The organism is Mesorhizobium sp. M0077 (assembly GCF_040322955.1).
GTDB lineage: Bacteria > Pseudomonadota > Alphaproteobacteria > Rhizobiales > Rhizobiaceae > Mesorhizobium.
Map to the genome: position 1 here is coordinate 106,401 of NZ_JAMYUL010000003.1, position 25,734 is coordinate 132,134.

A 25,734-nucleotide genomic window follows, 5' to 3' on the forward strand; every position below is an offset into this window, starting at 1 on the left:
GACCGGGAGGAGCCTAGACGTTTACTGAGGTAAGAACGCGGGGTGCGTTGGAGGCGCCCCGTGCTGGAGATCGCTTGTCCCGAAATCCAGGGATATCAAGGGGATGCGCAGCACGGATCAAGTGCTCCGTTGTTCCTCGCAACAGCCGACTGCAGTCAAGGCCCGGCGCCATGTGGTGTCCAGGGCTTCATGAAACCATTCCTTGAAACGGAGCTATCAAAATGACCAGATTTGCCTGGAAATCGACGGGAGCCATTGCGCTCACTCTGTCTCTTCTTGGCGGCACCGCTGCCTTTGCCGCCCCGGTTACCGACGCCACGGTCGCCTTCTTGATGCCCGACCAGGCCTCGACGCGCTACGAGCAGCACGACTATCCCGGCTTCGTCGCCGAGATGAAAAAACTCTGCCCCGGCTGCAAGGTGATCTACCAGAACGCCGATGCCGACGCCTCGCGCCAGCAGCAGCAGTTCAACTCGGTAATCTCGCAGGGCGCCAAGGCGATCGTGCTTGACCCTGTCGACTCGACCGCCGCCGCCTCGCTGGTCAAGCTGGCGCAGAGCCAGGGCGTCAAGGTCATCGCGTATGATCGCCCGATCCCGACCGCACCTGCCGACTTCTACGTCTCGTTCAACAATGAAGGCATCGGCAAGGCCATTGCCGACTCGCTCGTCGAACACCTCAAGGCGCTGAAGGTCGACCCCGCCAGCGGCGGCCTGCTGCAGATCAACGGATCGCCGACCGACGCGGCCGCCGGGCTGATCAAGAAGGGCATCCATTCCAGCCTCGACAACAGCGGCTACAAGATCCTTGCCGAATACGACACGCCGGAATGGGCGCCGCCGAAGGCGCAGCAATGGGCAAGCGGCCAGATCACCCGCTTCTCCACGCAGATCGTCGGCGTTGTTGCGGCCAATGACGGCACCGGTGGTGGCGCCATCGCCGCCTTCAAGGCCGCCGGAGTCGATCCGGTGCCGCCGGTGACCGGCAATGACGCGACCATCGCCGCCCTGCAGCTGATCATCGCCGGCGACCAGTACAACACCATCTCCAAGCCGAGCGAGATCGTTGCGGCGGCTGCCGCCAACGTCGCCGTCCAGCTTCTGTCGGGCGAGACGCCGAAGGCCGAAATGACCCTCTACGACACCCCGTCGCAGCTGTTCACGCCGGCGGTGGTGACGCAGGAAAACCTCAAGGCCGAGATCATCGACAAGAAGATCAACACCGCCGAAGAGCTTTGCGTCGACCGCTATGCCGAAGGCTGCAAGAAGCTCGGCATCACAAAGTGACAATGCAGGTCGCCCAAAATCGCGCAGCGGTTTTGGGATAACGACATGCATAAAAGATGACCTAGAATCCTGATCCTGCTTTCCGGCCGCCCTTGCGGCGGCCGGAAGTCCGCAGTCACTCTTGACCGCCCATCCGGAAAGGTTTGCCACCATGTCTGACATCTCTGACGGACCGGTTTCGGCAGGCGAGCTGGTGCTCAGCCTGCGCGGCATCTCGAAGAATTTCGGCGCCGTTTCGGCGCTCACCGATATCGATCTCGATGTCCATGCCGGCGAGGTGGTGGCGCTGGTCGGCGACAATGGAGCCGGCAAGTCGACGCTGGTCAAGATTCTGGCCGGCGTTCACCAGCCGAGCTCGGGGACCATCAATTTCCGTGGCAAGCAAGTGACCATGCCTGACCCGAGTGCGGCGCTGACGCTCGGCATCGCCACCGTCTTCCAGGATCTCGCACTGTGCGAAAACCTCGACGTCGTCGCCAACATCTTTCTCGGCAAGGAGATCAACCCGCTGCGGCTGGACGAGGTGGCGATGGAAATTCGCGCCTGGACGCTGCTCAACGAATTGTCGGCGCGTATTCCAAGCGTCCGCGAGGCGGTCGCCTCGCTGTCCGGCGGCCAGCGCCAGACCGTGGCGATCGCCCGCTCGCTGCTGCTCGACCCCAAGGTCATCCTGCTCGACGAGCCGACCGCCGCTCTTGGCGTCGCCCAGACGGCGGAAGTGCTGAACCTCATCGACCGGGTGCGCGAGCGTGGGCTCGGCGTGCTGATGATCAGTCACAATATGGAGGACGTGCGCGCCGTCGCCGACCGCATCGTGGTGCTCAGGCTCGGCCGCAACAACGGCGTCTTCGAACCCGACGCCTCGAACCAGGAACTGGTCAGCGCCATCACCGGCGCCGCCAACAATGCAGTGTCGCGCCGCGCCGAACGGCGCAAGGCCGCCGAACAAGCGAACAATCAGGAGCAGCGGCCATGAGCGCGGAGCCCAAGCAGGACACCTCCTCATCGACGGCCCTCGACCGCAGCGACGTGCGCGTCAAGCACCAGGCCGGCGTTGGTGGCGCCATCAGCGCCTTCTTCGACCGCGTCCGCTCCGGCGACCTCGGCTCGTTGCCGGTCATCGTCGGCCTGGTCATCATCTGGAGCGTGTTCACCGCCCTCAATCCGGTCTTCGTCTCGTCGAGCAATCTGGTCAATCTCCTGTTCGACTGCTCGACCGTCGGCGTCATCGCGCTCGGCATCGTCTGTGTGCTGATGGTCGGTGAGATCGACCTGTCGGTCGGCTCGATCAGCGGCTTTGCCTCGGCCATGGTGGGCACGCTGTGGGTCAACCAGGGCTGGCCGGTGGCGCTCGCCATCCTCGCCGCAATTGCCGTCGGCGGTTTCATCGGCGCGCTCTATGCCTTGCTGTTCAACCGGCTCGGCATGCCAAGCTTCGTCTCGACGCTCGCCGGCCTGCTCGCCGTGCTCGGCCTGCAGCTGTATATTCTGGGCTCCACCGGCTCGATCAATCTGCCCTATGGCTCGAACCTGGTGAATTTCGGCCAGTTGCTGGTCATGCCGGACTGGCTGTCCTATGCACTGGCGGCATTGCCCGGCATCGTCATGCTGATCAGCGGCCTGCGCACCGTCAGCCGCCGCCGGGCCGTCAATTTGTCGGCGCCGTCTGTCGGCGGCCTCATCGTGCGCGTCGCCGCCCTGACCATCCTGCTCGAACTGATCGTCGGCTATCTCAACCAGGCGCGCGGCATACCGTGGATGTTCGGCCTATTCGTCGGCCTGGTGGTGGCGATGAACTATGCGCTGACCCGCACCCAATGGGGCCGCTCGATGACCGCCGTCGGCGGCAACCGCGAAGCGGCGCGCCGCGCCGGCATCAAGGTGCGCTCGATCTACCTCAGCGCCTTCGTCATGTGCTCGATGTTTGCCGCCCTCGGCGGCGTCCTGTCGGCGGCGCGGCTGGCCTCCGCCAGCCAGCAGGCCGGCACCGGCGACGTCAACCTCAACGCCATTGCGGCGGCGGTCATAGGCGGCACCAGCCTGTTTGGCGGCCGTGGCAGCGCCTATTCCGCGCTGCTCGGGATCATCGTCATCCAGTCGATCGCCAGCGGGCTGACCTTGCTCGATCTGTCATCGTCGCTTCGCTACATGATCACCGGCGCCGTTCTGGCGATTGCGGTCATCGTCGACTCCCTGGCACGCCGCTCGCGGGTTTCCCACGGCCGCGCCTGAACCAACAGAGAATACGAGGATAGAAGAATGGCTCAGGATTTGAGTGGAAAAGTCGCGGCGATCACCGGCGCCGCGTCGGGCATAGGCCTGGAATGCGCCAGGGCGCTGATCGCCGCGGGCGCCCGCGTCGTGCTTGTTGACCGCGCCGAAGACGCGCTGAAAGGCGTCTGCACCGAACTCGGTCCCGACGCGATCCCGCTGGTGATCGATCTGATGGAGCCGGCCAGCGTCGCGACGATGATGCCGCAAATCCTGGACAAGGCCGGCCAACTCGATATCTTCCACGCCAATGCCGGCGCCTATGTCGGAGGCCCGGTGCTCGAAGGCGACCCCGATGTGTGGGACCGCATGCTGAACCTCAACATCAACGCGGTGTTCCGTTCCATACACGCCGTGCTTCCGCATATGGTCGAACGAAAGACCGGCGACATCATCGTGACGTCTTCGATCGCCGGACTGGTGCCGGTGGTCTGGGAGCCGATCTATACGGCATCCAAGCATGCCGTGCAGGCCTTCGTCCACACGGTGCGCCGGCAGGTCGCCCCGCACGGCCTGCGCGTCGGCGCGGTGCAGCCGGGGCCGGTGGTGACAGCGCTGATCAGCGACTGGCCGAAGGACAAGCTTGAGGATGAACTGGCCAAGGGCGGCCTGATTCAACCGGTCGAGGTCGCCGAAGCCGTGCTGTTCATGCTGACTAGGCCACGGAACGTCACCATCCGGGACCTGGTGATCCTGCCGCAGAGCAATGATTTGTGAGGCAGTAGGCATTAGGGAATGGGAGAGGCTCTTGCAACTGGCCGTTCACTGCTGACCATCTCGCCTACTGCCTACTGCCTACTGCCTACTGCCTACTGCCTAACTTCTGAGGTTCCCCATGTCCCACTTCCTCGGCATCGATGTCGGCACTGGCAGCGCCAGGGCAGGGGTGTTCGACAGCAAGGGCACCATGCTCGCCTCGGCGAAGCGTGACATCGCACTGTTTATCGAACCCGGTGAGATCGCCGAGCAGTCGAGCGAGGATATCTGGCGCGCGGTGTGCGCCAGCGTGCGTGAAGCCGTGACCAAGTCGGGGCTCGCCGGGCGCGACATTGCCGGCATTGGCTTCGACGCCACCTGTTCGCTGGTCGTGGTCGGCCAGGATGGCGCGCCGTTGCCGGCCGGCAGTTCCGGCGACAGCCAGCGCAACATCATCGTCTGGATGGATCACCGCGCGCTCGACCAGGCGCAGCGCATCAATGCCGGCAAGCACGCCGTGCTCGACTATGTCGGCGGCACCATCTCGCCGGAAATGGAAACGCCGAAGCTGCTGTGGCTGCGCGAGAACCTGCCCGCCACCTTCGATGCGGCCGAGCATTTCTTCGACCTGACGGACTATCTGACCTGGCGCTCAACCGGCAGCCTGGCGCGCTCGATCTGCACGCTGACCTGCAAATGGACCTATCTCGGTCATGAGCGGCGCTGGGACGATGCCTATTTCCGTGCCATCGGCCTCGGCGCGCTCGCCGATGAAGGCTTTGCCCGCATCGGCACCGAAATCGTCGAGGGTGGCACGGCACTTGCCCAAGGCCTCACTGAGGCCGCCGCGGCCGATCTCGGCCTGCTGCCGGGAACGCCGGTTGCGGCCGGCCTGATCGATGCCCATGCCGGCGGCGTCGGCACGGTTGGCGGGCAGGGCTCGGTCGGCACCTTGCAGTCGCGCATGGCCTATGTGTTCGGCACTTCGGCCTGCACCATGGCCAGCACCAGCGAGCCGGCCTTCGTGCCCGGCGTCTGGGGTCCGTATTTTTCCTCGATGGTGCCGGGGCTTTGGCTCAATGAAGGCGGGCAATCGGCGGCGGGTGCTGCAATCGACCACCTCGTCGCTTTCCATCCGGCCACGGCTGAGGCATCCGCAAAAGCCAAGGCGGAAGGTCTCGGCCTGACCGCTTGGCTTGGTCAGCAGGCGGCGAAGCAGTCCGCCGACCTGTCCGCCGTAGCGCACCTGGCCGGGAGACTGCATGTCGTGCCGGAATTCCTCGGCAACCGCTCGCCCTTCGCCGATCCCGAGTCCAAGGCCCTGATCGCCGGGCTTGGCATGGACACGTCCCTCGACAGTCTGGTCGCCCTCTATGTCGGCGGCCTGCTGGGCATCGGCTACGGCGTTCGCCAGATCCTGGCGGCGATGGCCAAAAAAGGCATTGCCATCGACACTATCGTCGTCAGCGGCGGTGCGGCGCAAAGCGAGCTGGTACGTCAGCTTTTGGCCGACACGACGGGGCTGACCGTCGCCGGTTCGACCTCGCCCGAACCGGTGCTGCTCGGCTCGGCCATATTGGCGGCGGTGGCGGCGCAAAAATATCCCGATGTGATCGCGGCGATGACCGGCATGTCGCGCATCGGCGACATCTATCGCCCGGCCGGTGGCGACCTCGTGCCCTGGCACGACAAGCGCTTCGCCGCCTTCGAATTGCTGCAGCAGGCAGGCCGCGCCATCCGCGATTGAACGGCTTGGCTCACGTCCAGAAATAGCGGACGATGTGGAAGAACACCGGTGCGGCGAAGACCAGGCTGTCGGCGCGGTCCATCATGCCGCCGTGACCCTCGATCAGGTGACCCCAGTCCTTGACGCCCTGGTCGCGCTTGATCGCCGACGCCACCAGCCCGCCGAGGAACCCCATCAGGCAGGCGATGAAGGCGACGCCTGCCGCCGCGAGCGGCGAGAACGGCGTCAGGAACGACAGCAGCGCGCCGAGCAGGCTCGATGACACCAGCCCGCCGATCAGCCCTTCCCAAGTCTTTGATGGCGAAACGGACGGCGACAGAAGATGCCGGCCGAACAGCTTGCCGAAAATGTATTGCAGCACGTCGCTGCCTTGCACGGTGATGATCAGGAAGGCGATGAGCAGGAGGTTGCGGCCCTCGAAACCGGGCACGTTGAGCGTCAGCAGCGCCGGCACATGGCTGACGCAGTAGACCGAGATCATGACCGCCCATTGCTGCGCCGACACCCGCTCGAGGAAGCGCTCGGTGTCGCCGTTGAGCGCGGTGATCGCCGGCATCAAGAGGAAGCAGTAGACGGGGATGAAAATGGTGAAGAGCCCGTACCAGGCGGTCCACACCAGCCAGTACTGGAAGGGAATGATGATGCCGAACATGCCGAGCAGCACCCAGTGGTCGCTGCGCCGGCTGTGCGTCAGCGTCACGAACTCGCGCAGCGCGGCAAACGAGATCAGCGCAAACAGGATGGTCATGCCGGTGCGGCCGAAGAAGAACGCGACGGTGATCGCCAGCACCATCACCCACCAGGCGTTGATGCGCTGGTTCAAGTTGACGAGCGTCGAGGGCAGCGGCTTCGGCGCCCGCCATGAGAGGATACCGGCAACGATGCTCGCCATGGTCAGCACGCAGATCAGGCCGGCCAGCAGGATGACGGTTTCATGCATTGGCGGCAGTGTCATACGAAGTCTCTTTGCCTGGTCATGCTAGTGGTCCCGATCGGGACGCGGGTTGAGCGACAGCAGCGTCTGGCGCGCGCGCTCGAGGAAGGTGCGGCGTTCTTCGCCGGGCGCGATCGCCACCGGCGGACCGAAGACGACGCGGCACAAAAGCGGCACCGGTAGGAACTGGCCCTTGGGCAGCACGCGCGACATGTTCTCGATCCAGCACGGGATGAGTTCGACATCCGGCCGCGCCATCGACAGATTGTAGAGGCCGGAGCGGAACGGCAGCAGATCCGCCTCCGTCGTGTTGCGAGTGCCTTCGGGAAACAGGATCAGCGAGTGGCCGTCGTCGAGCACCGACAGCATGATCGAGATCGGGTGTTGCGTTTCGTCGGTCCACTGCCGGTGGATGAGCACGGACGACAGCATGTCCTGCGCGATGAAGCGGCGCAGCCGCGACTTGCCCCAATATTCGGCCGCCGCGATCGCATGGGTGCGGGCGCGCACTTTCTCGCTCAGACAAGCCGACAGCAGGATGAAATCACCATGGCTGGCATGGTTGGCGAAGTAGATGCGCTGCCGCTCCGACGGCTGGCTGCCGTTCCAGATTGGTCTGACGCCGGTTACCACCCAGGCCGCCGCCGACAGGCCGACCGACGTCACCGTCTGCAGCAAGGTGAAGGTGTTGGCGCGCAGGTGAAGTTTTGTCATGGCTCAAACAAATGCTGCGAAAAGGGATGCCGCAGCAAACATGGCGAGCGCCATGCGCTGCCTTGTCAGCAGGCGGCGCGTGCCTGCCATGCGATGGTCGAGCGAGCGGCCGCCGGCAGTGGTGGATTTCAGGCGCATGCGCGCCAGCACATCGTCGACCGCGGCACCTCCGGCGGCCTCGCTGGCGTGGCTTGCCATCAGCCGGAACAGCAGCGCATCGAACAAAAGCAAGGCCGAAAGAGCCAGCGTGGCCACGGCGCTCGCCGCCGCGACCAGCCAGGCCGCCGCGGACAGCGCTGTCGTCTGCGGTCCGGCCACCAGGCCGATGACCGGCGCTGCCATCACAGCCGCGACCACCAGCAGGATCGGCCACACCGCCTGCACCATCAGCCCGGCGGCGAATATTTCGGCCTTCTCGGGAAAATTGTCGCCACTCATGCCGGCCAACTCATGTCGGTTCTTCCAGCCCCGGTTCATCCAGCCCGATCTGAAGGTGCACGGGCCTGCCCGACGCGGCGAGTTTCTTGCGCGCCTGTGCAGCTGTGTACGAGCGCCCCGTCACCACCAGCCAGTCGGCGACGACGGCTGCACTGCGCTGGAAGCCGAGCGCGCAGCAGACCAGGACGGTGCCGCGCCGGCGCGCCAGCTCGATCGCCGCCACCGCTCGCTCCAGCCTGTCGTGAGGCGGCGCCACGAGGTCGAGCATCGCGTAGCTGATCCAGCGGCAGGTCACGCCGCGCGGCCGTTCCATCTCGCCGGCAAGGTCGATCACTGTGCCGAAGCGGTTGGCCTCGTCGGCACTCGGAAACCGGCCGAGGAAAACACCGTCGGTGATCTCCGCTTGCGGCGCCAGTTGGCGGGTCCATACCCACACATTGATCCGGGCGCCAAGCCGGTAGGGCAGGAGCAGGATGCGGCTGGCCAGTGAGACACTGGCATCGGCCGCCTTCTGGAACACTTTGGCGCCGGCCCCGGCATAGGCGAAGGCGACGATGGCCAGCGCCAATGCCGGCCACAACAGGATGAGAAAATCGGCGGAGACAAACGCTCCGCCGGCAGCGCCGGCCAAGGCAAGGGCGGCGCCCAGCGCGTAGTAGCCCGCCAGCCGCCGCGCCTTGGGGTCGGCGGTCAGACGAAAACCCCAGAAAGGCAATTCGCCCTTGAACGGAAACAGCCATAGCGCAAACAGGCCGAGCAGCGCGCCGGTCGGAATGTCGATGAAATGATGCTGCCACGTCGTCAGCACCGAGGCGCCGATGAGAAAACACCAGACGTGCCAGACGGGGCGGAGAATGCCGCCGAGACGGTGACGTGCCAGAACGTGACGCCAATGGTCCCAGATGATCACCAGGAGTGCGATGTGCAGGGATGGCGCCTGGTTGAACGGCTTGTCGAAACCACCGAGCACTGCAAACAGGAAACCTGGCAGGCCGGTGGTTTCCGGCCGCACGAATGTCGCCGTCAGCGGGAACGCGATGAAGCAGGCGACGGCAATGATCTGCGCCGAGAGATAACGGCCGGCGAGCCGGTCGACACCGCGCCTGGTCGTGTTGAGCAGCAACGATAGGCCGTAGAACAGATTGATCGACCAATAGGGCACGATCGTCCAGGCGACGAAAGGGATGGCGTGTTCCCAGGCAAACACGATGCTGCCGACATGGTCGCGCCGCGACGCCAGCCAGTTGGCAAAGCCATAGGTCGAATAGAAGAACGGCGCCAGCAGCGCCAGCCAAAGGGCGGCCCTCAGCACGATGCCCAAATAGGGTTCCCGCGCCGGGGCAGGGTCAGTGACAGGCAGGGCCATGGTCTCAGACGCGCCGTGCGACCGAGACGGTGAAGATGCCCCATTGGTCGATGCGCTGGTCGATCTTTTCGAAACCGGCAGCCGTCACCAACTGGTCCATCTCGCCCTGCGTGCGCCGCCGCATCACCCAGGCCTGGCCGCCGCGATGCGAGGTCAGGCTGCGCGCGATCATCTCCAGCTGCGGATGCCATGGCTGGTTGGTGTAGACGAGCAGGCTGCCGGACTGCATGGCGCTGGCCAGCCCGCCGAGCGAGCGGGAAATCATCGTGTTGTCGGCGAACAATTCGTAAAGCCCGGAGACGATGGCGAGGTCCGGCGCCGGCTTTTGCCCGGCCAGCATGTCGGCATCGAAGGCGTCGGCCTGGTGGAAGCTGACGCTGGTCGGCAGCTGCCGCTCGGCGATCAGCTTCGAACCCAACCCGACATTGAGCTCGGAATAATCCTGCAGCCGCACGCTTGCTGGTGGTTCAGTGCATTTGGCGACGGCATCGAGCACATAGCGGCCGTGACCGGCGGCGATGTCGAGCATGTGGACGGGACGGCCGGCTGCCTTCAGGCTGGCGGCGGCGTTGCCGATCAGCTCTTCCAGATGCAGCTTGCGCTGGCGGATGCCGCGCCAGCCGATGGCGTCGAGGAAGGTGCGGTCGATCATGCGGCCGATGAAGCCGATGCCGCGCGCGTCGTTCTCGTAGACATAGTCGAGCGTCGAGCCGGAATCGAAGCCGGTGGCGATGCCAATCTTCATGCCCGAAGACAGCCAGGCGCCGATGCCGATCGAGGCGCGGCTTATCGCCCAGTAGATACCCTTTGGCGACAGCAGCGCCAGCGGCGAGGCCAGCCTCTCGGCCTCGTCGCGGGTGTAGCCGGCGCGGTCGGCCTGAAGCAAGTCGATGGTTTTCTCCGGCGTGGCGAATTGCTTTTCGAGGAATGGCCGGATCAGGTCCAGCGCCTGCTTGCGATCGCGCTCGCCCAGCGTGTCGTGGAAGAAGCCGGGCAGCACATGCCGCTCCTTGGCGCTGCTGCCGAGATTGACGAAGAACTCGTGCTGCGGTCCATGCCGCACCACCCAATCGCTGCCGGAGATCAAGAGCTGCGTCGGCACGGTGATGGCGCGCGCGTCCGAGACGATGCGGGCAGCGTGGTCGTAAAGCTCGACCAGGATGTTGGAGGCGATCGGTCGCGTGATCAGCGGATCGGCGTCGAAGGAAGCGATGCGCTCGGCATCATGCGTCAGGAACTTCGCCTTGACGTAGGAATTGACGAAGAAGCGGCCCTTGAGCTTCTGCCACAGCGCAATGCCCTCTTTGGCGAAGGGCACGTAGAGCTTGACCGAAAAGGCCGGTGAAGCCACCACCAGCGCGCGGATGTCGGGCGCATAGTCATGCACCCAGGCAGCAGCCAGCACGGCGCCGAACGACTGCGCGATCAGCGCGATGTCGCGCTGGCCAAAACCATCCCGGCCGATCTCACGCACCAGGCAGTCGATGTCACGAACCAGGGCGGCAAAGGATGGCGCATAGCCGCGCTCGCCGGCCGAGCGGCCATTGCCGCGCACGTCCCAGGCGTAGAAGGCATGGTCGGGCATGGCGAGTTCGTCGACCAGATGCGCCATGCGGCCGCCATGCTCGTGGCCGCGATGGAACAGAAGGATCGCACCCTTTGGCGTCGACCCGGCGGCCGGCCAGTAGCGGTAGAAGATCTCGGTGCCGTCATGGCTCTTGAACGTGCGCTCCTGCGCGATGCGCTCGAGGCTTGCCGGTGCTCCGGCTGCAATGGTCTGGTGGATCATGGTTTCCCTCTGGCGGTCGGGTGCCTGACGCTTTGGCATCATGCGCCGCCCGCTCTAAGGCCGCCGCGTATCCGGTTGATGGCGGTTACGACTGACAGTGTAGCCATGACCGGAAACACAAAGGGCACAATCGCTTGGAACCACAGGCCGCAGGCGATGAGGAAGGCGATGACGCCGAGCACCAGGGCTCGGTCGCTCTTGCCGAACGGCCCGGCATAGTTGCGCCCGCTGCCTGCGGCAACGCCGAGCACGCCGGCGAACTCGACAAGCATGGCGGTAATAGCGAAGGCGACGACACTCCAGGCCGGGAACAAGGTGGCAAAGGCCAGGATCAGCGCCAAGTCCGAGACCACGTCGCAGAGTTCGTTGAGATACATGCCGAGTTTTGATGCTTGCCCATGTTCCCTGGCCAGCATCCCGTCAATGGCGTTGAGCGCCATGCGCACGAACAGCACCACCGGCATCAAGAGGAAAACCAGGGGATGGAAGGCAAAGGCCGCGACCACCAGGCCGGTGGCGATGGAGAGCGCGGCGGCGAGAAGCGTGATCTGGTTGGCGGTGACGCCGGCATCGGCCAGCCGGTCGGCCAGCGGCCGCAGCCTGGCCTGAAAGGCCGGTTTCAGTTGATAAAGCGTTGGCATGTGCGATCCCCCAACCGCGGCTCATGACAGTGTCGGCGAGATTGGTCAATCGTCAGGCAGGGCGCAAGGGCTCGCACCAGCATCCGCACCGTTGCGGGACTCGAAACTCCCGGCATGATGCAGAGGCGCAGCCGAAGATCTCGGCCAAGCAGGATGTTGCGCGCTACAAACCGCCTCGCAAATGAGAACTTTACAAATATTCATATTTATGTGAAGTAAATCACTGAAAGGTCGATCATGACAAACAGTCGCTTCGCCACCCGCCTGAATTCCTTCGCCTCGCGGCCGCAAGCCGAATGGCCTGATCTCACCGGCAAGCCGTCCATGCTGCAGATGGCCACTCGCGCGGCCAAGGTCGACGGGTTGACCGATCTTGATCTTAATTTCCCCGACCATGTCAGTGAAAAGCCGGCTGAAATCGCCCGAAAGCTCGGCGGTCTCGGGCTTTCCATCAACGGCTTTGCCATGCGTTACTACTCCAATCCGGCCTTCAAGCTCGGCGCCTTCACCAATCCGGACCCGGCGGTGCGCCGCGAAGCCATCGACCTGACCAAGGCCGGTATCGATGCGGTGCGCGCGGCGGGCGCCAGTTTGATGACGCTGTGGCTCGGCCAGGATGGTTTCGATTACGCCTTCCAGGCCGACTATGCGACGCTCTGGCAACACGAGATCGATGGGGTTCGTGAAGTTGTCGCGCATGATCCCGGCTGCCAGATCAGCCTGGAGTACAAGCCGAACGAACCGCGCTCCTACTCGCTGATGCCGGATGCCGCGACCACCTTGCTGGCGATCCGCGAGGTCGGCCTACCCAATCTCGGCGTCACGCTTGATTTCGCCCATGTGCTCTATGCCGACGAACAGCCGGCCTTCGCCGCGGCGCTGATCGCTCGCCACAGCAAGCTGCTCGGCGTCCATCTCAACGATGGCTATGCCAAGCGCGACGACGGCCTGATGGTCGGCGCGGTGCACACGCTGCAGACCATCGAACTGCTGCGCCAGATCCGCCGCGACGGCTATGCCGGCGCCATCTACTTCGACACCTTCCCCGACATGACCGGGCTCGATCCGGTGCGCGAATGCGAAGTCAACATCGCCACCGTCAAGCGCATGCTGTGCGTTGTCGACCGTCTGGAGAAGGATAACCGCCTGTCCGCCGCCATGGACAGTCAGGACGCCGTGACGTCGCAGGCTATCGTCCAGGAAGCCATGCTCGGGCCGGAGACGAGGGGACGTGGATGACGTTGAGCAATCTCGATCTGAAAGCCGTGGGGCCGCGCATCCGCATGATGATGCCGCATCTCACCCCGCTTGAGGCCAAGGTGGTGGAAACCGTCTTCGGCCGGCGCGGTTTCGACGAGACCATTCCGCTCAAGCAGATCGCCGAGGAGGCCGGCGTGTCGGAGGCGATGGTGGTCAAGATCGCCAAGAAACTCGGCTTCTCCGGCTACCGCGACTTCCGCACCGCCGTCTATGAATACAGCCGCCTCCCGACCGCCGAGATGCACCAGGAACTGTCGGTCGACGACAGCTCGGCCGAGATCGTGCAGAAAGTGTTCCGCACCTCGATCCAGGCGCTGGAGGAGACGCTCGCGATCCTCGACATGGACGATTTCGACCGTGCCGCCGATCTGCTCTACCGCGCCAGGAACCGCGATTTCTATGGCGTCGGCGGCTCCGCCCAGATCGCCCGCGATGTCTCGCACAAATTCCTGCGCATCGGCATCCGCGCGTCTGTCTATGACGACTCGCACATGATGCTGATGTCGGCCTCGCTCCTCGGCGCCGACGACATCGCCGTCGGCTTCTCGCATTCCGGCAACACGTCGGCCGTCATCGACGCCATCCATCTAGCCCGCAAGAGCGGCGCCCGCACGCTGGCCATCACCAACTACGACAACTCGCCGCTGGCCCAGATTGCCGACATCGTGCTGTGCTCGACCGCGCAAGGCTCGCCGCTGATGGGCGAAAACGCGGCGGCGCGCATCGCGCAGCTCAACATCCTCGACGCTTTGTTCGTGGCGGTGGCGCAGCGCGACTATCAGGCGGCGGAGCGCAATCTCGGCCGCACCATGTCGGCCGTCACCTCGAAACGAAAAGACCGGGGCACATGACGGTTCCGCTGGTCACCGTCTTCGGCAGCCTGCACTACGACATCATGGTCGACGCGCCCGACCGTCCGCGCAAGGGCGAGACGGTGACCGGCCATGCCTGGCAGCCGAAATGCGGTGGCAAGGGCGGCAACCAGGCGGTCTCGGCGGCACGCGCCGGCGTGCGTGCGGCGATGATCGGCGCCGTCGGCGACGACGATTTCGGCACGGCGCTGCTGGCCAATCTAGATCGCGCCGGCGTCGATCGCCGCTTCGTGCGCGTGGCGGCAGGCGCAGGCTCCGGCATGAGCGTGGCGATCTTCGACAGCGATGGCGACTATGGTGCGGTGATCGTCTCCGGCAGCAATCTCACGCTGGACGATGATGACGTCGTGGCAGCAAGGGAGGTGGTGGTACAGACGGCAGTGCTGTTGCTGCAAAACGAAGTGCCCGACGCCGCAAACATCGCTGCCGCGCGCGCGGTGAAGGCATCCGGCGGCCGCGTCGTGCTCAACGCCGCACCGGCGCGAACACTGTCGGCCGAATTGACCGCGCTGATAGACATCGTCATCGTCAACGCCATCGAAGCGGAATTTTTGGCCGGCGTTCCGGTCGTCGATACGCTCGCCGGCGCAACCGAAGCCGCGCGGCGGCTGATCGATACCTACCCCTCGGCGATCGTCACCGCCGGCGGCGAAGGCGTCGCCTATTGCGACCGGATCGGCGCGGCCTTCGCGCTGGCGGCCATTCCGGTAAAAGTCGTCAGCACCCATGGCGCCGGCGACGAATTCGTCGGCGCCTTCGCGGCAGGCCTCGCCCGTGGCCATCCGATGGAAGCGGCGATCGCCACGGCCAATGCCGCCGCCGCCTCGCTGGTGGCGACACCGGAGGGAAAGCGCAGCTCGCGTTGAAAACTCAGGCCGCACATTGCCGCCTCCAAACCCGTGCCCCCGTCGATGAGCGAAACGGCAAACCGGGCGCGGCGAGAACCTGCTTGGCTTTGCCCTGATGGAGGCGCGGGACCAAGCTGCGTGGTCGAAAGTAGGGAGCCTCAGTCCGCTTCGCCGGCCGAACCTTTGCCGCACTGCGCCAGCACCTTACCGATCGCAGCGCTCGAGCCCGTCAGCGGAAAGCTGTTCTCGCCATATTTGTCGGCCGTAACCGTGACGTCGCCCTTGCCGCGCAACAGGCCGAGCAGTGGATCGTCTTTGCTCAGCTCAGCCGTGAAGTAATTATACATGGCTTCGAGGTCGAGCTTTTTGGTCACGCTCTTGTCACCGCCCTTGAAGGTGAAGGAAGCGCTGATGCCGGGCTCCAGCTGCTGGCCGGCCGCACCCAGATCGTAGCTCAGCACCGGCTTGTCGAAACAGACGAGCATCAGATGCGCATCGGCCTTCGGTCCGCCGCACACCGAAGCCGTCAGCACGCTGCCGCCTTCGTCTTCTTCCATCTTGGCGCTCCAACTGCAGGACGCGGCAAAAGCCGGCTGCGCGGCTTGCAGCGCGGCAAGAACGGAACCTGCCATGATGAACTTCGCCAATGCACTTTGCATGATCCCCTCCCAAGCTTCCTTCAACGAGATCATACAGGACAAAAGGCCTGGTGACAGCGGCATATGCCGTCTTAGCCCCCGGCGCGCCCCATTGATCAAGCCTTTGAGACCGGCCTCGACGTCCAGGGCGGCTCCGGCGCGAAGCGCTTGCCGATCCACTCGGCGAAGGCGCGTGTCTTGGCGGCTTGTCCCTTGGCCGAGGGCATGACGACATAGACCGCGCCTTCGTCGGCCAGCGTCCAGTCCGCCAGCACCGGCACCAGCCGTCCGTCGGCGAGTTCGCGTCCGACCAGCCAGTCGGTGCTCATCATCAGGCCGAGGCCCTGCACCGCGGCTTCGACCAGCACCTCTGCATCGTCGCACACCATCGGCCCCGAGACGTCGACGTTGACGCGGCGGCCCGAACTGTCGGTCATCTCCCAGGTGGGAAAGGTCTGGAAGCCGGAGAAGCCGAGGCAGGCGTGTTCGGTCAGCGCTTCCGGCGCTTCCGGCGCGCCCCTGCGGGCGAGGTAGGAGGGAGCAGCGCACAGCAACCGCCGCCGTGTCGCGATCTTGCGCGCCACCAGGCGCGAGTCCTCCAGCGCGCCGAGACGGACGGCGACATCGAAGTTCTCTGCAACGAGATCGACGAACCGGTTGGAGAACTCGGCCTCGATGCGGACATCCGGGAACGTCGCTAGAAAGTGCGGCAACAGCGGCCCGATCCACATACGCCCAAAGGTTCCCGGCAGCGCCAGCCGCAGCAAGCCGCGCGGCGTCCCGCTGGCATGCGCGGAAGCAGCAGCCTCGGCTTCGTCTACCGAGGCCAGGATGGCGCGGACGCGTACCAGGAACTCCGCTCCCGCCTCCGTCAACGATACGCTTCGGGTGGTCCGGTGCAGCAGCCGCACGCCGAGCCGCTGCTCCAGCGATTGCAGGCGGCGTGACAGAACCGTCGAGTCGCGCCCGACGTGCAACGCTGCCTTGGTGAAGGAGCGCGCTTCGGTGATGGCCGCAAAGGCGGCCATTTCGGCAAGGCTGGCGGGGTTGTGTGATTGCTGCATAAAGCACAGGACTCAAATGTAAAAATTCCGGATTATCTGCTTGTAGCGCAGCAGATAGCTTCACTCAATCCTGACGATTGACCCCTTAAACAGGAATGCGTGAGCCATGAAAGCCATCGAACTGACCGCCGCCAAGCTGGACGCCTTTCGCGCCACCACCATTGCCACGCCTGAACCGCAGCGCGGCGAAGTGCTGATCCGCCAGCGCGCCGCGAGCCTGAATTTCGTCGATGTGGCGGTGGCCAGCGGCAATTATCGCGTGCCCGACTTTCCGCTCATTCCCGTCGCCGACGGCGCCGGCGAGATCGTCGCGCTGGGGGAGGGCGTTACGGATTTCGCCGTCGGCGATCGCGTCGTTGCCCATGCCAAGCCGCGCTGGATCGGCGGTCCGCCCCGGCCTAACGAGATGACGCAGATGCGCGGAATTTCGCTGCCGGGGTCGCTCGCCGAATATGTCGCGCTGCCGGCCAACTCGCTCGTGCCGGTACCGGCTCGTCTCTCTTTCGAGGCGGCGTCGACCCTGCCGATCGCCGCGACCACCGCCTGGAACGCGGTCTGCGCCGCCGATGTCGGGCCGGGCTCGGTCGTCGTGCTGCTCGGCACCGGCGGCGTCTCCATCTTCACCCTGCAGCTGGCGAAAGCCGCCGGCGCCACCGTCATCATCACTTCTTCGTCGGACGAGAAGCTGGGGCGGGCGAAGGCACTCGGCGCCGATCATCTCATCAACTACCGCGCGACGCCCGACTGGGACGGCAAGGTGCTGGAACTGACCGGCGGCCTCGGCGCCGACCTCGTCGTCGAGACCGCCGGCACCGCCACCTTCGCCCGCGCCGTCAACGCCACCGCGCCTGGCGGCACGCTGTTCACCATCGGTTTCGTCACCGGCGCCGAGGCCACGGTCGACCTGCTGCCGATCATCATCAAGGCACTGAAGGTGATCGGCAACAACACCGGGTCGGTATCTGACCTTCGCGCCGCCGTCCGCGCCATCGCCGCCGCCCGCATCGACCCGGTCGTCGACAAGGTGTTCAGCCAGGAGCAGGCGGCCGAAGCCTACGCGCACATGGCGGCAGGCGGGCAGCATTTCGGCAAGCTTGCGTTCAAGCTCGACTGGTAACCGAGGCGCGCGAGCTGCCAATCTCCCCCCTTGAGGGGGAGATGCCCGGCAGGGCAGAGGGGGTCGGTCCGACCGGGCTCGACCTACTGCGGCGGAAGGAGGTTGGCGCTCTACGAGAGGCGACCCCCTCTGTCGCCTTCGGCGACATCTCCCCCTCGAGGGGCGAGATTACGCACGCCGCTTCCTAGATCAACTTCTCCAGCGTGATCGGCAAATCCCGCACTCTTTTTCCCGTCGCATGGAACACCGCATTGGCGATCGCCGGCGCTACGCCGACGATGGCCAGTTCGCCGACACCCTTGCCGCCGAGCACCGAAGAGTGCAGGTCGGGAATGCCGACCGAGATGACCTCGATATCGGGGATGTCGGCATTGGTCGGCACCAGATAGTCGCCGAGATTGTTGTTGACGATGCGGCCATGCCTGCGGTCGACAATGCCTTCTTCAAGCAGCGCCTGGCCGATGCCCATGATGATGCCGCCCTTCCACTGGCTTTCGGCCAGCTTGGGGTTGTAGAGCCGGCCCGAATCCAGCGCCGATACCACGCGCGACACGCGCACCGTGCCGAAATCCTCGTCGACGCGCACCTCGATGAAATGCGCGCACCAGGAGTGGCGCGAATAGTCGCCCTCGGTGTGCGGCAGCGCCGCCGCGATGGTGGTGTAGTTCTTGTAGCGATCCTCGGCGGTCGAGTTCGCCGGCATGGTGTCGCCGGTGGCCTCGATGCGGTCGCGGCCGACGCTGGCCAGCAGGTCGGCGATCGAGACATCGGGACCATCGCCGCGCGGCGACCTGATGCGGCCATTGGCGACGACCAAAGTGTTCGCCTGCAGCGCGTGGAAGGGCGAGCGCGGATCGCTGATCGCCAGCCCGACAAGCTGGTCGAGCGCCGATGTCGCCGCCTTGTAGACCGCGCCCGTCATCACGCCGGCCAGCCGCGACCCGCCGGCGACGCCGGCGCGGGGATACCGGGAATCACCGAGCTTCACCACGACATGGTCGGCCGCCACGCCTACCGTTTCGGCCGCTGTCTGCGCCAGGATCGTGTAGGTGCCCTGGCCCATGTCGATCGAGGAGCTTTCGACCTCGACCGAGCCGTTGGCAAGGATACGCACGATGGCCTCGCCGTAAGCGCGCCGTACCGGATAGGTGCCGGCGGCGACGCCCCAGCCGATCAGCTGGTTGCCGTCGCGCATCGAACGCGGTTTGGACGTGCGCTGGGCCCAGCCGAAGCGTTCGGCGCCAGCCGCGAAAGCCTCGCGCAACTGCCGCGTCGACCAAGCCTTTTTTGCGTGCGGATCCTGCTCGGCGTAATTCCTCAGCCGGATCTCCAGCGGATCGATGCCGACCTCGTAGGCGAGCTCGTCAATGGCGCTTTCGATGCCGAAGGCGCTAGGGTTTTCGCCCGGCGCGCGCATGGCGCCGGGCACCACCGAATTCACCCGCACGACATTCTGCTTCGAGGAGAAGTTGGGCGTCGCATACATGATCGAGGTGACGACGCCCAACGGCTCGACCCACATTCCGTCTATGGATGTTTCGTTGACGCCGCGATGCACGATCGACTGGATCTTTCCGTCACGGTCGGCGCCGATCGTCACCGTCTGGCGGGTCGCGGCGCGGCCGCCATAGCCGGTAAAAGTCTGCGGCCGCGTCATCACCACCCTCGCGGGCCGTCCCAGCATTTTTGCTGCGGCAGCCGCCACCGCGCCATGGCCGAGCGCCAATGCCTTGGAGCCGAAGCCGCCACCGATATAAGGCGAGACCAGCCGTACATTTTCGAACGGCACGCCGAACCATTCGGCATAGGTGCGGGCCATGCCGTCGAGCCACTGGCTCGGTTCCCACACGGTCAGCCGGTCGCCCTCCCAGCGCGCGATGAGGCCATGCGGCTCCATCGGCGCCTGGTATTCGCGCGGCGTGTTATAGGCGCCGCAGACGCGCACCGGGGCAGCGGCGAAAGCGGCCTGCGCATCGCCCCATTCCTTGGTCATGGCGGCGATCGGAATGCCGTCGCCGGCCTTGGCGTCGCTGAGGTCGACGATGGCCGGCGTCTCGTCATAGCTGACCTTGACCATCGCCGCTGCCGCGACGGCCTGCTCGAAAGTCTCCGCGATGACCGCGGCGACATGCTGGCCCGAAAAGGTGATGTCGCGCGCCAGCGGGCAGTAGGGTTTGTCCGGCGGCGGCGTGCCGAACCAGTCCGATGCGGTCCGCAGGCTCATGATGGTATCGGGCGTCAGCACCTTGAGCACGCCAGGGGCCGCCTCCGCGGCTGACGTGTCGATCGAGCGCACCTTGCCTGACGCGATCGTGCTTTCGACCAGAACGCCGTAGGTTAGCCCGTCGAGCTGCTGCTCGACGGCGTATTTTGCCGCACCGGTAATCTTGGCCGGGCCGTCGACGCGCGACAGCCGCCCGCCAACCTGATCGGCAGTGCCGTCCGAAGCGTCGCCGTGCCGTGTCCTCGGGTCGTGAATGGTCATGACATGGCTCCCGTCTTGAGGATGGCGCGGGCAACGACGCGCGGCGCCAGTTCGATCTTGTAGTGGTTGGCGCCGTGGTCGATCGCCCCTTCCATGGCGAGCAAGCTGGCTGCCCGCACCCTGTCTTCGCTGAGCACCTTGCCCTTCAACGCCGCTTCCACGGCGTGCGCCCGCCACGGCTTCGTCGCGACGCCGCCCAGCGCGACGCGCAGGTCGCGAATGGTGCGGCCATCGGCGTCGAAGTCGATGCCGACTGCGGCGCTTGCAGCGGCGAACTCATAGGACTGCCGGTCGCGAACCTTGAGATAGGTCGACTGCCGGGCGGCGACTGAAGCCGGGATGCTGATGGCCGTGATCATCTCGCCCGGTTGCATGGCATGTTCCCTGTCGGGCGTGGCGCCGGGCAGGAGAAAGAAGTCGTCGACGGCAACCTGGCGTTCGCCAAGGTGAACCACGGCGTCGAAGGCGACCAGCGCGGTGGCGAGGTCACCGGGATACATGGCGATGCAGGCGTCGCTGGTGCCGAGCACGGCATGGCCGCGGGTGACGCCGCCGATCGCCGAGCAGCCGCTGCCGGCCGAGCGCTTGTTGCAGGCGGAAAAACTCGCGGGATCGCGGAAATAGGGGCAGCGCGTGCGCTGCATCAGATTGCCGCCGATGGTCGCCATGTTGCGCAGTTGCGCGGAAGCCGCCTGCCACAGCGCTTCGGAGACCGCGGGAAAGCGGCTCTTGATCTCGGCATGGTCGGCGACGTGGCTCATCTTGGCCAGCGCGCCGATCATGGCACTGTCAGCGTCGACCTTGATGGCGTCGAGTCCTTTGAGATGGGTGATGTCGACCAGGCTGTCGGGTTCGGCCACGCCGCATTTGGCGAGATCGACCAGCGTCGTGCCACCGGCAAGCAGCATGGCCCCAGGCAGGGCGGCCGCCTGTCGTGCCGCATCGATGCTATCGGCGCGAACGTAGGAAAAATCCCTCATGACGCGACCTCCAGTGCCGCCTGGCGCACGGCGGCAACGATGTGCGGATAAGCGCCGCAGCGGCAGAGATTGCCTGCCATGTATTCGCGGATCTCGTCATCCGAGCCGGCATGGCCCTCGCGGATGCAGCCGACCGCCGACATGATCTGTCCCGGCGTGCAGTAACCGCACTGGAAAGCATCCTGGTCGAGGAAGGCGGCCTGGACCGCGTTGAGCGTGCCGTCGTCGCCGGCCAATCCTTCGATGGTGGTGATCTCGCGGCCTTCGACCTGTGCTGCAAGCGTCAGGCAGGCCAGCACGCGCTGTCCCTCGACATGCACCGTGCAGGCGCCGCACTGGCCCTGGTCGCAACCCTTCTTGGTGCCGGTCAGGTTAAGACGGTCGCGTAAGGCGTCGAGCAACGTGACGCGCGGCTCGACCTGCAGTTCGTGACTGTGTCCGTTGATGGTGAGACGGATGGGGATAGTGATGGATTTGGTTTGGTCGATCATGAGGCGTCTGGCTCCAGTTGCTTGACGCTAGGGATTGATGGGGCTCGAGTGGGAGAGGACACGGGAAGAGGCGACGGTGCGCCTAATCTCCCCCCTTGTGGGGGAGATGCCCGGCAGGGCAGAGGGGGGCGCGAAGGAATGCGACGTTCCCGATTTACATGCGTCGAAATAGACCTTTTCCAAGCGGGTGTTGGTCAGGCCTTGATAGGCTGGCGGGACAGCGCCCCCCTCTGTCCTGCCGGACATCTCCCCCACGAGGGGGGAGATTGGCAGCTCTGCCGCCCCGACTCTCCAGCGGGCAGGGGATGCTTCAGTCTTCACAATCTCAACACGTGACATACCGGCTCCCCTGATTATATGATAAGGCTGCTCCACTAAAACGGAGGCGCCTCCGTTTATTAGTTGGGGGCTTACCCCTCTGGGTTCAAGCCCCATATGTCGACAGTGGAGAAAAAATTGACCGAGCAGTCGCAAGCAATTGCCGACGAGAGGCGCGAAGCCGCAGCGCCAAGGCCGCTGCGCGCCGATGCGCAGCGCAACCGCGACCGGCTGGTCGAGGTTGCGGCAGCGGCCTTTGCCGAGCACGGCGTCGATGCCTCGCTGGAGGAGATCGCGCGCCAGGCGGGCGTCGGCATCGGCACGCTGTACCGGCATTTTCCAACCCGCGAGCATCTGGTCGAGGTGGTCTATCGGCGTGAAGTCGAGGCGCTCTGCGCGGCGGCCGATGATCTCGCCAGGCACCATTCGGCCGATGTGGCGCTGGAACAGTGGATGCAGCGCTTCGTCGACTACATCGCCACCAAGCGCGGCCTGGCGGCCAGCCTGCGCATCCTGTTCAACACCAATTCCGCCGTGTTCTCCGACATGTCGGGCCGGGTGTCGCTGGCCTTGCGGCAACTGGTCGAGGCGGCAGTGGCGGAAGGCTCGATCCGCAGCGACGTCGACGCCTCCGATGTGCTGCATGCACTCGGCGGAATCTACTCGGCCCCCGACACCAAGGACTGGCGCGACCGCTCGCGCCGGCTGGTATCGCTGCTGATGGACGGGTTGCGATTCGGGGCTGCCAAGGCGAAGTAGCGGTAGTCACCTCAATTTCAGAAACCAGCTTTTCGCTCCGGCCCCATCCTCATCCCCAACCACCACCGCCGCCTCCGCTGCCGCCGAGAGAAGGAATCACGGGCGGCTTTTGCGGGATCTCCTCGGCCGGCTTGATCACTTTGCCGGTGGCCGCCTTCTTGAATCTGACCACCTTTGGCTGGGGTGCTGCGCGAACCACCTTGCGATGTTTCACCGGCGGTGCCGGCTCAAACATCGGCGACACGGAGGTGCAGCCCATGAGCCCGGCCAGAACGCCGGATAGAATTATCCCGATGAATGCCTGCCCGAATGTCTGCTTGAATGCCTTGCCCACCATGGCCTCCTTATTGTTCAGAACAAATCCCGACGCGGATTGGCTTCTTCCCAGACCCCCCGGGCCGCATTGACCAGTTGCATGTCCAGCGAACCGGACGGGGGGATCTTCGACTTGAGCTCCTGACGCAGCGCGTCCAAAGCTGCCGTTTTCGGCTTGGTGCCGAACTGCGCCAGGCCCTTTTTGGCGTCCGGCAACTCCTTGCGCAGATCGAGCGCGACGGCGAATGCCAGGAAGCGCACCGCGACAGCCTGATCGGCCTTGTCGCCTTTCGCCATTTCGAGCGCCGCGCGATCATAGGCGCTCGACGGATCGCCGCGCGTGGTCGCCAGTTCGAACAGCCTTTGCGCTTCCGCCGGGTCCTGGCGCACACCGGCGCCATCCCTGTACATGCGGGCGAGGCTGCCGGGCGCGTAGGGCTGGCCAAGATCGGTGGCCTGCTGGAACAGGGCCTGCGCCGTCTTCGGATCCTTGTCGATGCCCTGGCCGGAGAGGTAATTGCGGCCGAGCAGGTTCATCGAATACATGTCTTGGCGCTGCACCCCCGCTTGCAGGAAGGCGACGGCGCGGGCCGGATCGGCAGGCACGCCATTGCGGCCCTCGGTGAAGATGGCGGCAAGATCGTTCATGGCATAGGTGTGCCCCATGGCCGCCGCCTTGAGCAGCAGGTCGAGGCCCTTGGCCGTATCGCGGTTGACGCCATAGCCATTGAACAGCGCGCGTCCCCACGAGGTCATACCGTAAGGATCGCCCTTGTCGGCGGCAGCCTTGTAGAGAGCGTTGGCCTGGGTGCGGTCGATGGCCGTCCCGGTTCCGGTTGCGTTGAGATAGCCGAGTTCGAAGACGGCGCGCACATGGCCTTTCTTGGCGGCGTCCTCGATGGCTGTCCTGGCCTCTCTAACCTGGCCTGCCGCAAGCAGGGCGCGGCCGAGCTCGTAGTGGAAGCGGGCGACGTCTGGATAGGTTTTCACGGCCGCCTCGCAGGCTGCCACCGCACCGGCGCCGATCTCGTTCGGCAGCAGGCCGGGCACCACGCCTTGCAGGTCGAGAGGCTCGCCGGCGGCGGTATCGCAGGCATCGACCGTCGGCGACAGCTTCATCGTCGCCGGCTTGGCCGAGCTGCTGTCGGCCCGGATTTCGAAGCCGACCTCGACCGGCGCGCCGGCGCCGATCTGCGGCTCGTAACGGAGATGGTCGACTTCACCGGCCAGAAGGCTGGATTGCGGCGACAAGGTTCGATCAGGCAATGACAGCGTTCCCGTTGCCGGATACCCCGAGACCTTCAGGCTGACCGCCGGATCGTCGGTGGGGAAATCCAGATTGAGCGCGACGGGGCCGACGCCGACGGGAATATCAAGCTTGCGGTTCTCGATCGCTTCGGCAGCGCCGGTGATGTGGATGCCGCGATCCAGCACCTGCTGCTTCTGCTCGGCCTCGAGCGAAGCCATGATCTGCTGACCCGCCGCACCTTCGCCGCTCTTGACGCGGAACACGAGTATGCCCTGGCTCCCCCCGCCCCAATTGTCATGCGTGGCATAGGCCAGCATATCCACCTCGTCCTGCGTGGCGGCGCCTTTGGGGACATCCATCTGCAGGCGCGGCAGGTCCTTGCCGGCGATCGGTTCGCCCACCGCGACGTCTTTGCCGTCCAGCACCAGACGGCCCATTGCCGGCGGACGTTCGATGCTGACGCTGATAGCGCCGCCATCGACATCGACCGGCTCCGGCAGGCCGAGAGCGACAGGACCGACCCCCGAGAGCACTACCTTCTCCAGCACTGGCGGCAGCGAAGGCCGGTTGTTGCGGCGCACCAGCACCACGTCATCGATCAGCGAGGAATTTTCCCAGGGCACCTGCATGCCGTTGGTGGCCTGCACGACATCGCGGCGCACCGCCGACATGACCGTGCGGATCTCCTGGTTCGGCGCCAGCGCGCGCCGCGAAAAGGCCGATGAAAACGGGCTGAGGTCGCCGCTGCCGTCATAGGCGACCGCGCCTGGTTCGGTGGCGAAGGCAATCAGCGTGTTGAGCGAGCTTCGCACCTGCGCCAGCCCGGTATTGCCGGCGGTGACAAGCTGGTCGCGCAGCCAGTAATTGTTGCGCGGGAAGGGGTTGTTGCGGCAGGCATCGAGGATGATCACCTGGATCTTCGACTTCGAGCGCAGCTGCTCCAGCACGTCGTTGAGCTTGATGGCCTGGACCTCGATGTCGGCCGCCTTCTTCAACGAGGCGTCGACGGGTATCAGGAAATTCTCGCCGCCGATCTGAAAGCCGTGCCCGGAATAGTAGACGACGGCGAGATCGGCGCCGTCGGCGGCGGCCAGATAGTCCCGGAACTGGCCTTCGAACTGCTGCTTGGTGAGATTCTCGGCGACGAAAACCTCGAAGCCCGCCAGCCGGAACGTGGCCGATACATCCTGGGCATCCTTGGCCGGGTTCTTCAGCGCCGGGATGTCGCGATAATCGGAATTGCCGATGACGAGCGCGACCCTTCGATCGGCGCAGGCCTCAAAGCTTGTGAGGCCGGCAAGGATGAAGGCCGCGATGAATCCGCAAAGTCGGAGCATGACAAAACTCCTGGTCGCGGCCTGACGCCGACGAGAACACCGCTTGCGGCATCAAGGTCCGTTGAGAGTATGCAACCTGCCACAGCATAAAGTGAAAGGCCCGTCACCGCCAGACCATG

23 protein-coding genes are annotated in these 25,734 nt (G+C 65.3%); 10 read left to right on the forward strand and 13 right to left on the reverse strand.

All coding sequences use genetic code 11. The features are described from left to right. Positions 1-221: 221 nt before the first annotated feature. From NKJ57_RS07740 to NKJ57_RS07760, 5 genes are all read left to right on the forward strand, one after another. A complete protein-coding gene (locus tag NKJ57_RS07740) occupies positions 222-1,286 on the forward strand; it encodes an ABC transporter substrate-binding protein (RefSeq protein ID WP_023672498.1) in 1,065 nt (354 codons plus the stop codon). Between the two features lie 151 nt (positions 1,287-1,437). Continuing rightward, on the forward strand, positions 1,438-2,262 hold the full coding sequence (locus NKJ57_RS07745; protein WP_352510886.1) for an ATP-binding cassette domain-containing protein: 825 nt from the start codon (positions 1,438-1,440) through the stop codon (positions 2,260-2,262). Then, positions 2,259-3,518, forward strand: a complete 1,260-nt coding sequence (locus NKJ57_RS07750; RefSeq protein ID WP_023672500.1) for a sugar ABC transporter permease — start codon at positions 2,259-2,261, stop codon at positions 3,516-3,518. The genes NKJ57_RS07745 and NKJ57_RS07750 overlap by 4 nt, the downstream gene beginning before the upstream one ends. Positions 3,519-3,545: 27 nt before the next feature. After that, positions 3,546-4,274: an SDR family oxidoreductase gene (locus NKJ57_RS07755; RefSeq protein WP_352510885.1), complete on the forward strand. Its 729-nt coding sequence runs from the start codon at positions 3,546-3,548 to the stop codon at positions 4,272-4,274. 118 nt (positions 4,275-4,392) lie between these two features. After that, positions 4,393-6,000 carry an FGGY-family carbohydrate kinase gene (locus NKJ57_RS07760; protein ID WP_023751870.1) on the forward strand — a complete coding sequence of 536 codons (1,608 nt, stop codon included), beginning with the start codon at positions 4,393-4,395 and terminating at the stop codon, positions 5,998-6,000. 10 nt (positions 6,001-6,010) lie between these two features. Here the strand turns inward: NKJ57_RS07760 and NKJ57_RS07765 are convergent, their stop codons facing one another. Genes NKJ57_RS07765 through NKJ57_RS07790 form a run of 6 tightly spaced genes read right to left on the reverse strand, consistent with a single transcriptional unit; the run spans position 6,011 to position 11,882 of the window. Beyond that, positions 6,011-6,940 (reverse strand): phosphatidate cytidylyltransferase, encoded by a 930-nt coding sequence (locus NKJ57_RS07765; protein WP_352460524.1) that lies wholly within the window; start codon positions 6,938-6,940, stop codon positions 6,011-6,013. A gap of 39 nt (positions 6,941-6,979) precedes the next feature. Then, on the reverse strand, positions 6,980-7,648 hold the full coding sequence (locus tag NKJ57_RS07770) for a lysophospholipid acyltransferase family protein (protein ID WP_023672504.1): 669 nt from the start codon (positions 7,646-7,648) through the stop codon (positions 6,980-6,982). A 3-nt stretch (positions 7,649-7,651) separates the two neighbouring features. Continuing rightward, positions 7,652-8,086 (reverse strand): hypothetical protein, encoded by a 435-nt coding sequence (locus NKJ57_RS07775; protein ID WP_023693832.1) that lies wholly within the window; start codon positions 8,084-8,086, stop codon positions 7,652-7,654. Between the two features lie 10 nt (positions 8,087-8,096). Beyond that, positions 8,097-9,452 (reverse strand): phosphatase PAP2/dual specificity phosphatase family protein, encoded by a 1,356-nt coding sequence (locus NKJ57_RS07780; RefSeq protein ID WP_023807771.1) that lies wholly within the window; start codon positions 9,450-9,452, stop codon positions 8,097-8,099. Between the two features lie 4 nt (positions 9,453-9,456). Further along, entirely contained in the window at positions 9,457-11,238 is a 1,782-nt protein-coding gene (locus tag NKJ57_RS07785; protein WP_502902024.1) for a bifunctional alpha/beta hydrolase/class I SAM-dependent methyltransferase, read from the reverse strand. 41 nt (positions 11,239-11,279) lie between these two features. Next, positions 11,280-11,882: a CDP-alcohol phosphatidyltransferase family protein gene (locus NKJ57_RS07790; RefSeq protein WP_352510883.1), complete on the reverse strand. Its 603-nt coding sequence runs from the start codon at positions 11,880-11,882 to the stop codon at positions 11,280-11,282. Positions 11,883-12,119: 237 nt separating this feature from the next. On the opposite strand from NKJ57_RS07790, the gene NKJ57_RS07795 reads away from it, so the two are divergent. The 3 genes from NKJ57_RS07795 to NKJ57_RS07805 are packed head-to-tail and all read left to right on the forward strand — an operon-like array spanning position 12,120 to position 14,880. Beyond that, on the forward strand, positions 12,120-13,121 hold the full coding sequence (locus NKJ57_RS07795; protein ID WP_352510882.1) for a TIM barrel protein: 1,002 nt from the start codon (positions 12,120-12,122) through the stop codon (positions 13,119-13,121). Next, on the forward strand, positions 13,118-13,993 hold the full coding sequence (locus NKJ57_RS07800; RefSeq protein WP_023672510.1) for a MurR/RpiR family transcriptional regulator: 876 nt from the start codon (positions 13,118-13,120) through the stop codon (positions 13,991-13,993). The genes NKJ57_RS07795 and NKJ57_RS07800 overlap by 4 nt, the downstream gene beginning before the upstream one ends. Continuing rightward, entirely contained in the window at positions 13,990-14,880 is an 891-nt protein-coding gene (locus tag NKJ57_RS07805; RefSeq protein WP_023814860.1) for a ribokinase, read from the forward strand. The genes NKJ57_RS07800 and NKJ57_RS07805 overlap by 4 nt, the downstream gene beginning before the upstream one ends. Before the next feature lie 140 nt (positions 14,881-15,020). Here the strand turns inward: NKJ57_RS07805 and NKJ57_RS07810 are convergent, their stop codons facing one another. Further along, positions 15,021-15,521, reverse strand: coding sequence for a hypothetical protein (locus NKJ57_RS07810; RefSeq protein WP_352510881.1), 501 nt, complete (start codon positions 15,519-15,521; stop codon positions 15,021-15,023). 95 nt (positions 15,522-15,616) lie between these two features. Beyond that, a complete protein-coding gene (locus NKJ57_RS07815) occupies positions 15,617-16,564 on the reverse strand; it encodes a LysR family transcriptional regulator (RefSeq protein WP_352510880.1) in 948 nt (315 codons plus the stop codon). A 106-nt stretch (positions 16,565-16,670) separates the two neighbouring features. Between NKJ57_RS07815 and NKJ57_RS07820 the strand changes: the two genes are divergently transcribed. Continuing rightward, positions 16,671-17,681, forward strand: coding sequence for a zinc-dependent alcohol dehydrogenase family protein (locus NKJ57_RS07820; RefSeq protein WP_023754629.1), 1,011 nt, complete (start codon positions 16,671-16,673; stop codon positions 17,679-17,681). 184 nt (positions 17,682-17,865) lie between these two features. Here NKJ57_RS07820 and NKJ57_RS07825 read toward each other — a convergent pair whose 3' ends face one another. From NKJ57_RS07825 to NKJ57_RS07835, 3 genes are read right to left on the reverse strand one after another with little or no spacing between them, the layout of a single operon-like run. Next, on the reverse strand, positions 17,866-20,166 hold the full coding sequence (locus NKJ57_RS07825; protein WP_352510879.1) for a xanthine dehydrogenase family protein molybdopterin-binding subunit: 2,301 nt from the start codon (positions 20,164-20,166) through the stop codon (positions 17,866-17,868). Next, on the reverse strand, positions 20,163-21,146 hold the full coding sequence (locus NKJ57_RS07830; RefSeq protein WP_352510878.1) for an FAD binding domain-containing protein: 984 nt from the start codon (positions 21,144-21,146) through the stop codon (positions 20,163-20,165). The genes NKJ57_RS07825 and NKJ57_RS07830 overlap by 4 nt, the downstream gene beginning before the upstream one ends. Next, on the reverse strand, positions 21,143-21,637 hold the full coding sequence (locus tag NKJ57_RS07835) for a (2Fe-2S)-binding protein (protein ID WP_352510877.1): 495 nt from the start codon (positions 21,635-21,637) through the stop codon (positions 21,143-21,145). Before NKJ57_RS07835 ends, NKJ57_RS07830 begins: the two co-directional genes overlap by 4 nt. A 435-nt stretch (positions 21,638-22,072) precedes the next feature. Between NKJ57_RS07835 and NKJ57_RS07840 the strand changes: the two genes are divergently transcribed. Beyond that, complete coding sequence (locus NKJ57_RS07840) at positions 22,073-22,714, forward strand: TetR/AcrR family transcriptional regulator (protein WP_352510876.1); 642 nt, start codon at positions 22,073-22,075, stop codon at positions 22,712-22,714. Positions 22,715-22,763: 49 nt separating this feature from the next. Here NKJ57_RS07840 and NKJ57_RS07845 read toward each other — a convergent pair whose 3' ends face one another. Then, a complete protein-coding gene (locus NKJ57_RS07845; RefSeq protein ID WP_352510875.1) occupies positions 22,764-23,051 on the reverse strand; it encodes a hypothetical protein in 288 nt (95 codons plus the stop codon). 14 nt (positions 23,052-23,065) lie between these two features. Next, positions 23,066-25,615, reverse strand: coding sequence for a caspase family protein (locus NKJ57_RS07850; RefSeq protein ID WP_352510874.1), 2,550 nt, complete (start codon positions 25,613-25,615; stop codon positions 23,066-23,068). Between the last annotated feature and the right edge of the window lie 119 nt (positions 25,616-25,734).